The sequence below is a fragment of the Okeania sp. SIO2F4 genome (assembly GCF_010672385.1).
Lineage (GTDB): Bacteria > Cyanobacteriota > Cyanobacteriia > Cyanobacteriales > Microcoleaceae > Trichodesmium.
In genome coordinates this window covers 1-5,731 of the sequence record NZ_JAAHGT010000643.1, presented here as the reverse complement: position 1 = coordinate 5,731, position 5,731 = coordinate 1, and the positions used below count along the sequence as shown (strand labels likewise).

The 5,731-nt window shown below is 35.9% G+C and carries 2 protein-coding genes; one reads left to right on the top strand and one right to left on the bottom strand.

Going from position 1 to position 5,731, the window contains the following annotated elements; genetic code table 11:
- Positions 1-638: 638 nt before the first annotated feature.
- Positions 639-932 carry a hypothetical protein gene (locus tag F6K22_RS29460; RefSeq protein WP_293106303.1) on the bottom strand — a complete coding sequence of 98 codons (294 nt, stop codon included), beginning with the start codon at positions 930-932 and terminating at the stop codon, positions 639-641.
- A 1,062-nt stretch (positions 933-1,994) separates the two neighbouring features.
- On the opposite strand from F6K22_RS29460, the gene sbcC reads away from it, so the two are divergent.
- On the top strand, positions 1,995-5,045 hold the full coding sequence (sbcC, locus tag F6K22_RS29455) for an exonuclease subunit SbcC (protein WP_293106300.1): 3,051 nt from the start codon (positions 1,995-1,997) through the stop codon (positions 5,043-5,045).
- Positions 5,046-5,731: the final 686 nt, after the last annotated feature.

Here is a 5,731-nt window from a genome sequence, read left to right as displayed (position 1 = left end):
CCCTGTATTAAGGCATAGAATTTTACTCAACTTCAAAGCAGAAGCAGAAGAAAAGAGTCCAGCTTGGCTTATCCAACAATTGCTTGAACAAATGTATAGCAATTCTTTTAAGTCTTATTATTATAAGTAACATACTTTTTTGAAGCTTGGTATAAGCTAAAAAACATTTATATTTCAGGTAGTCCTGTAGATCTAGTAATTATATCATGTTCGGATAATCACTTATAATAAAGTATATGGTTTGTAGTATAGCTCTCAGCCCTATCTAAAGTTCGGACTAAGAGCTATACTACGAACTTTAATTATATATAACTATTTAACCGAACATAATATTAGACGTAGGGAACACTTAACTGGAAACAGGGAACAGAAAGTACCATGATTTATTAGTAAAAAAAAATTGTATTCACTTAACTACTTGACTTTTTTTTGGATATCACTACTTGTACAGCACTACCATATTTCATATTCCCTTACTGAAAAAAAAATCAAGGTTTAAAGCCTCTCCTCGGCTTCGCTACTGGCTGTTGCCCTATAGGGATAAAAAAATAAAAAAAATCCTTTTAAGTAATCCTATTCTTTTGAATAAGAAGTAATTATTAATTATTTAAAATTACCTTTGTAAATTCAAAATAATTTTAATTTGAATCAAGATAGTATTCGATGAAAGTTTGCAATCGTTGAAGTTGGAAACTGTTCGCCAGTTGCAAAATCTCTTGAGTAAAAGCAGTAGAAGTTCCTTGTGATTTCTGAAGCTCTTCGACAGTTTCTACAACGCTTTGAATATCACCATCCTCAACTAGGGTAAGTAATTCTTGCAATACTTCTTGACTAGGACGAATAACCGTATCAGTCTCGACTACCTGAACCACTTCAACTGATACCTTTGCCTGTTTCTGATCGACCCACTCTAAGTTCAGATATTGCTGCAAGATTCTTAGTAATTGGTCAGTTGATTATATAGCTCTCAAATGTTTTCTATATAACGTTACTGCCTAAGTTCTGTTTTGATAAATTTTTATTATATCATCTCCAGTCAAATATTCCTCAATAATTTTTGGCATTGGTAAAATCAAGTATGAAATTCGTATGGGAGTAAGATTGATATTAAGGAAAAAAGCTGTTTTAAGTAGGTAGGTGAAAAAATTTATAAGTACGTCCGCAGCGACTGAAGCGGAGCGGAAGCAAGCAATATCAAGGGTTTCAACTGCTTTAATATTTAGTTACATAGTGATGTTTATTCGTGCCTACCTACTTAACTACTGACTACTGACTACTAAAAATCATATTATCATTCACCAACGCCGAATTTTTAATAGTTTTTAGCATATCTGCGGAGACAATTTAGGATGAGGATAGTCAGTAATATCATCACAGATTATCAAGAGATATAGCAATTCCCAAAAAGCGTGAGATACAAAATTCCCTGGTTTTAGGGAACACTTAACTGGGAATAGGAAGTAGGGAGTAGTAATTCTGGTTCCGTAGGAATAAATAAAGAAGAAAAACAACTGTACCTCCGAGAGCTTGGTAAACGCTATATCGCTAAAAATTGACCGCAAAAAATAGGCTATTGCTGATAATATTAAGTTCAAGTACAGCTAATTTATCAAACTGGTAAATGTTTGCTATGAATCTCTATTCTCTGTTCTCTATAAGTAGAGTTTTGTAAGATTCTTTTTTCAAACAGAAAATTGATATATATAGTGTAAATTAATAATTAATCACACTATATATAGAAAAAATTAGATTAAGTTTACCATTGGGAATTCAATAGTTTATATTTGTAGATAGAGCTAGAAGAACAATACTCATTTTTTTGTGTTAATGTAAAATGTGAAAAATAAAGTCAAAACAAACCCAAATAATATAGCTGTTGTCTAAAAAACAACGGATAAAAGACAGAAAAAACAGGGAAAATTAACATCAACCAAATGAGAATAACTCGGTGAAACATTAGCGTCAAGCTTGACAAATATCAGCACTATAGCAAAATGATTCCTCAAAAACTGCAACTCAAAAATTTCCTCAGTTATCACGAAGCAACCTTAGATTTCACAGGTCTGCATACTGCCTGTATTTGTGGACCCAATGGTGCAGGAAAATCTTCCTTACTAGAAGCGATCGCCTGGGCGATCTGGGGAAATAGTCGTGCCGCTACTGAAGACGATATTATTAGTCTGGGAGAAAAAGAAGTACGGGTAGATTTTACATTCTCTACCCACGGTAATATCTACCGTGTCATTCGTGGTCGTCGTCGCGGTCAGTCACCAACCCTAGAATTTCAAGTTTATACAGGTTCTAGGTTTAAAAGTCTGACTGAAAAAGGTGTCCGAGCAACCCAACAAAGTATTATTGAACATCTTAAACTCGACTACGACACATTTGTAAATTCGGCATATTTGCGTCAAGGTAGGGCAGATGAATTTATGCTTAAACGTCCCAACGAACGTAAAGAAATTCTCGCTTCCCTGCTAAAACTCGACCAATATGACACTCTAGGAGAAAAAGCTAAAGATGTTGCTCGGGAGTTTAAGGCAAAAGTGGAAATACTCGAACAAAGTCTAGAAGCGAATCAAAAACAACTCCAAGAAAAAGAAGCGATCGCTCAACAAAAAACTAACCTTAAAGCAACTTTAGCTCAACTGCAACAAAAACAAGAAACTGATAGACAACAACTCAAACAACTCCAAACCCAACAACACGAGCGCAAAACCTGGGAAAAATTACTGCAAGGTCAACAACAACAATACGACAAACTTGTGCAAGAATGTTATCGCCTCAAACAAGAACTAAAAACCACCCAACAACAACAATACGAACTATTAGCAGTAGTGAAACAGGAGAATGAAATTAACGCTGGATATAGTCATTTCCAAAACTTACAAACTACTGAAGAAAATTTATCTGGCAAATTCAAAAAACACCAAAATGCTCTCAACCAACGTCAACAACTCCAGGAAAAACAACGGCAACAACTCCAGGAAGTACAAAACAAAATTCAGCAATGTCGAGCGCAGTTAAATTCTCTGAAAGAGCAGGAACAAGAAAACCTGCATATTCTGAGTAAGCGTTCTGATATTGAAACTGCTCTGACACAACTACAAGCAGCAAGAGCAAAATTAAACGAACTAGATAAGTTACAAATAGAAGTTACTCCCCTAGTGCAACAACGGCAAAAATTACAAACCGAACTCGAAAAGGGGCAAGCACGTTTGAGCGCACGTTTGGAAGAACTTAATTCTAGAGTCTGTCAACTACGACGAACTCAACAGCAAAAGCAACCTCAACTACAAGCAACGTTACAGGAAGTAGTCGCAGAAATTACTCAACTGGATAATAAGCGAGTTTATCAACAACGGGTGCGAGAAAAAGGTCAGGAAAGACATCAATTTCTCGAACGTTTAATTCGCAATAAAAAAGATTATGAAACCAGACTGTCGGAACTGGAGCAAAAGTTACAATTATTAAATCAAGATAATGGTAATGGTAAAATTGGAGTCAAAGAATATCCGCCTTGCCCCTTATGCGATCGCCCTTTGGACGAACATCACTGGCATTTAGTAGTAGATAAACATCAAACTCAGCAAAAGGAAATTAGAGATTTATTGTGGGTGGCGCGGGAGCAACTGACTCTTTCCGAGCGAGAAATTAAGATTTTGAGAACAGAATATCGTCAAATAGACCAAGAGTTGGCAAAATATGATGAGTTGCGGGAGCGTCGGGGTGGTTTACAAGCACAGTTAGATAATATTAAAAACGATGAAAGTTTGCTGCAAGAGTTAGTAGAGGAAGTAGCAGAAGTTGAGCGATCGCTACATACGGGAGATTTTGCAGTTAATTTATATGCTGAAATTAGCAGTTTAGAACAGCAAATTGAACAATTTAATTATGATGACCGGAGTCATAGTTTAGCGAGGGAAGAAGAAAAGAAATTAAGGTGGGCAGAAATTAAGTATGGGCAAATTAAGGATGCGGAGACAAAGTTAGGAAAAATTCGCGCTCAGATGCCAGAATTTGAGGAGCAAATAGTTAGTTTGGAACAAGATTTGGAGCAACAAAAACAAACTTCTGAAGTACAACAACAAATTGTGGTTATTGAGAGAGAAATTTCTGAGATTGGGTATAATTTAGATGAACATAATAATGTTAGATCGGAGTTGAGAAAAGCACAATTTTGGTTAACTAGAATTGAAAAATTACGTCAGGCTCAAAAACAATATCCTCAGTTACTGGAAAGAATAAATCAATTAAAGGGAATTCTAGAAAATCGACAGCAAGATTTAGCTGGAATTAAAGGTCAGATTTCCGTTTTAAATGAACAGTTAGAACAAACTCCAAACCTGAATGAAAAAATTATCTATTTAGACAAAAAAATTCAAGAGCGTCGTCAGCAATTAGACGAACAGTTGGGAAGTTTAGGCAGAGTACAACAGCAGTTACAACATTTAGAAAATTTGCAAGCTCAGAATAGTCAACAATTAGAACAATTACAAACTATTAAACGGCAATATCGAGTTTATCAGGAGTTAAGTTTAGCTTTTGGTAAAAAGGGAATTCAGGCATTAATGATTGAAAATATTTTGCCCCAATTGGAGGCAGAAACTAATCAGATTTTAGCAAGACTAAGTGCTAATCAATTGCACGTTCAATTTGTGACGCAAAAAGCTACAAAAGGAAGTAAGAAAAATTCTAAATGGATAGATACATTAGATATTTTAATTGCAGATACAAAAGGTACAAGACCTTATGAAACTTATTCGGGAGGAGAAGCTTTTCGAGTTAATTTTGCCATTCGTTTAGCCTTATCAAAATTGTTGGCGCAGCGTTCCGGTACTGCCTTGCGATTGTTGATTATTGATGAAGGATTTGGTACTCAAGATGCCGAGGGATGTGACAGATTGATTGCTGCTATTAATGCCATTTCTGCTGATTTTTCTTGTATTTTAACCGTGACTCATATTCCTCATTTCAAAGAAGCTTTTCAAGCTCGAATTGAAGTGAGTAAAACCGCCCAAGGTTCGCAAATTATGTTGTCTGTATAAGCTCGAAGCGTTCAGCTATCAGCAGTCAGCTCAATTTTTGAGATAAAATCTAGTTTAACAGTTGTCATTGCGACGATAGGAAGCAATCTCCTTAACGCTTGAGATTGCTTCTTTCCACGGAGTGTAAGTTGCAATGACATACCTGTAAATTGTTTCACTAACCTTACTTATTAAGGGTGAAAAAAAACAAATCACACTTATAGTGTGTAGATTCAGATTTATGTTCGGTGCTAGCCTGTAATATCATGTCCGGATGAACAGTTATACTAAATCCGGTTGAGAAAGAAGGTTTATTGTGAGGGTAAGGCAGAAGGCAGAGGGGAGAAGGCAGAAGGGTTAGAAGGATTTGGACAAACTAGCTTTTCATAACCGGATTTGGTGTTATAAATAATTAGGGAGTCCTCCGGAGGGAGAAGTGGTGGAAAAAAGAATATATCAGGAGCCTCACGGGGTGACAAGGTAGCTGAAAGCTATATATAGAGGTGGACTTATCAAATAAGCTGAAGAATAGTTCAACTAAAATCCCACTATTATTGAGAATAGATGGGGGTGTGGTGCGTTCGCGGAGCGTTGCGGAGCGCAGTATCGCGCCACACAGTAGCTTGATTATTTATTCAAATAACTGGCAAAACAGTTAAAAATCCGATCAAAAAGGGTTGGTAATTACAAATAAAAATTAATAAAAG

What these genes read in the sequence shown, in the direction of transcription:
- sbcC (WP_293106300.1), top strand. Translation starts at nt 1,995, where the DNA reads ATGATTCCTCAAAAACTGCAACTCAAAAATTTCCTCAGTTATCACGAA.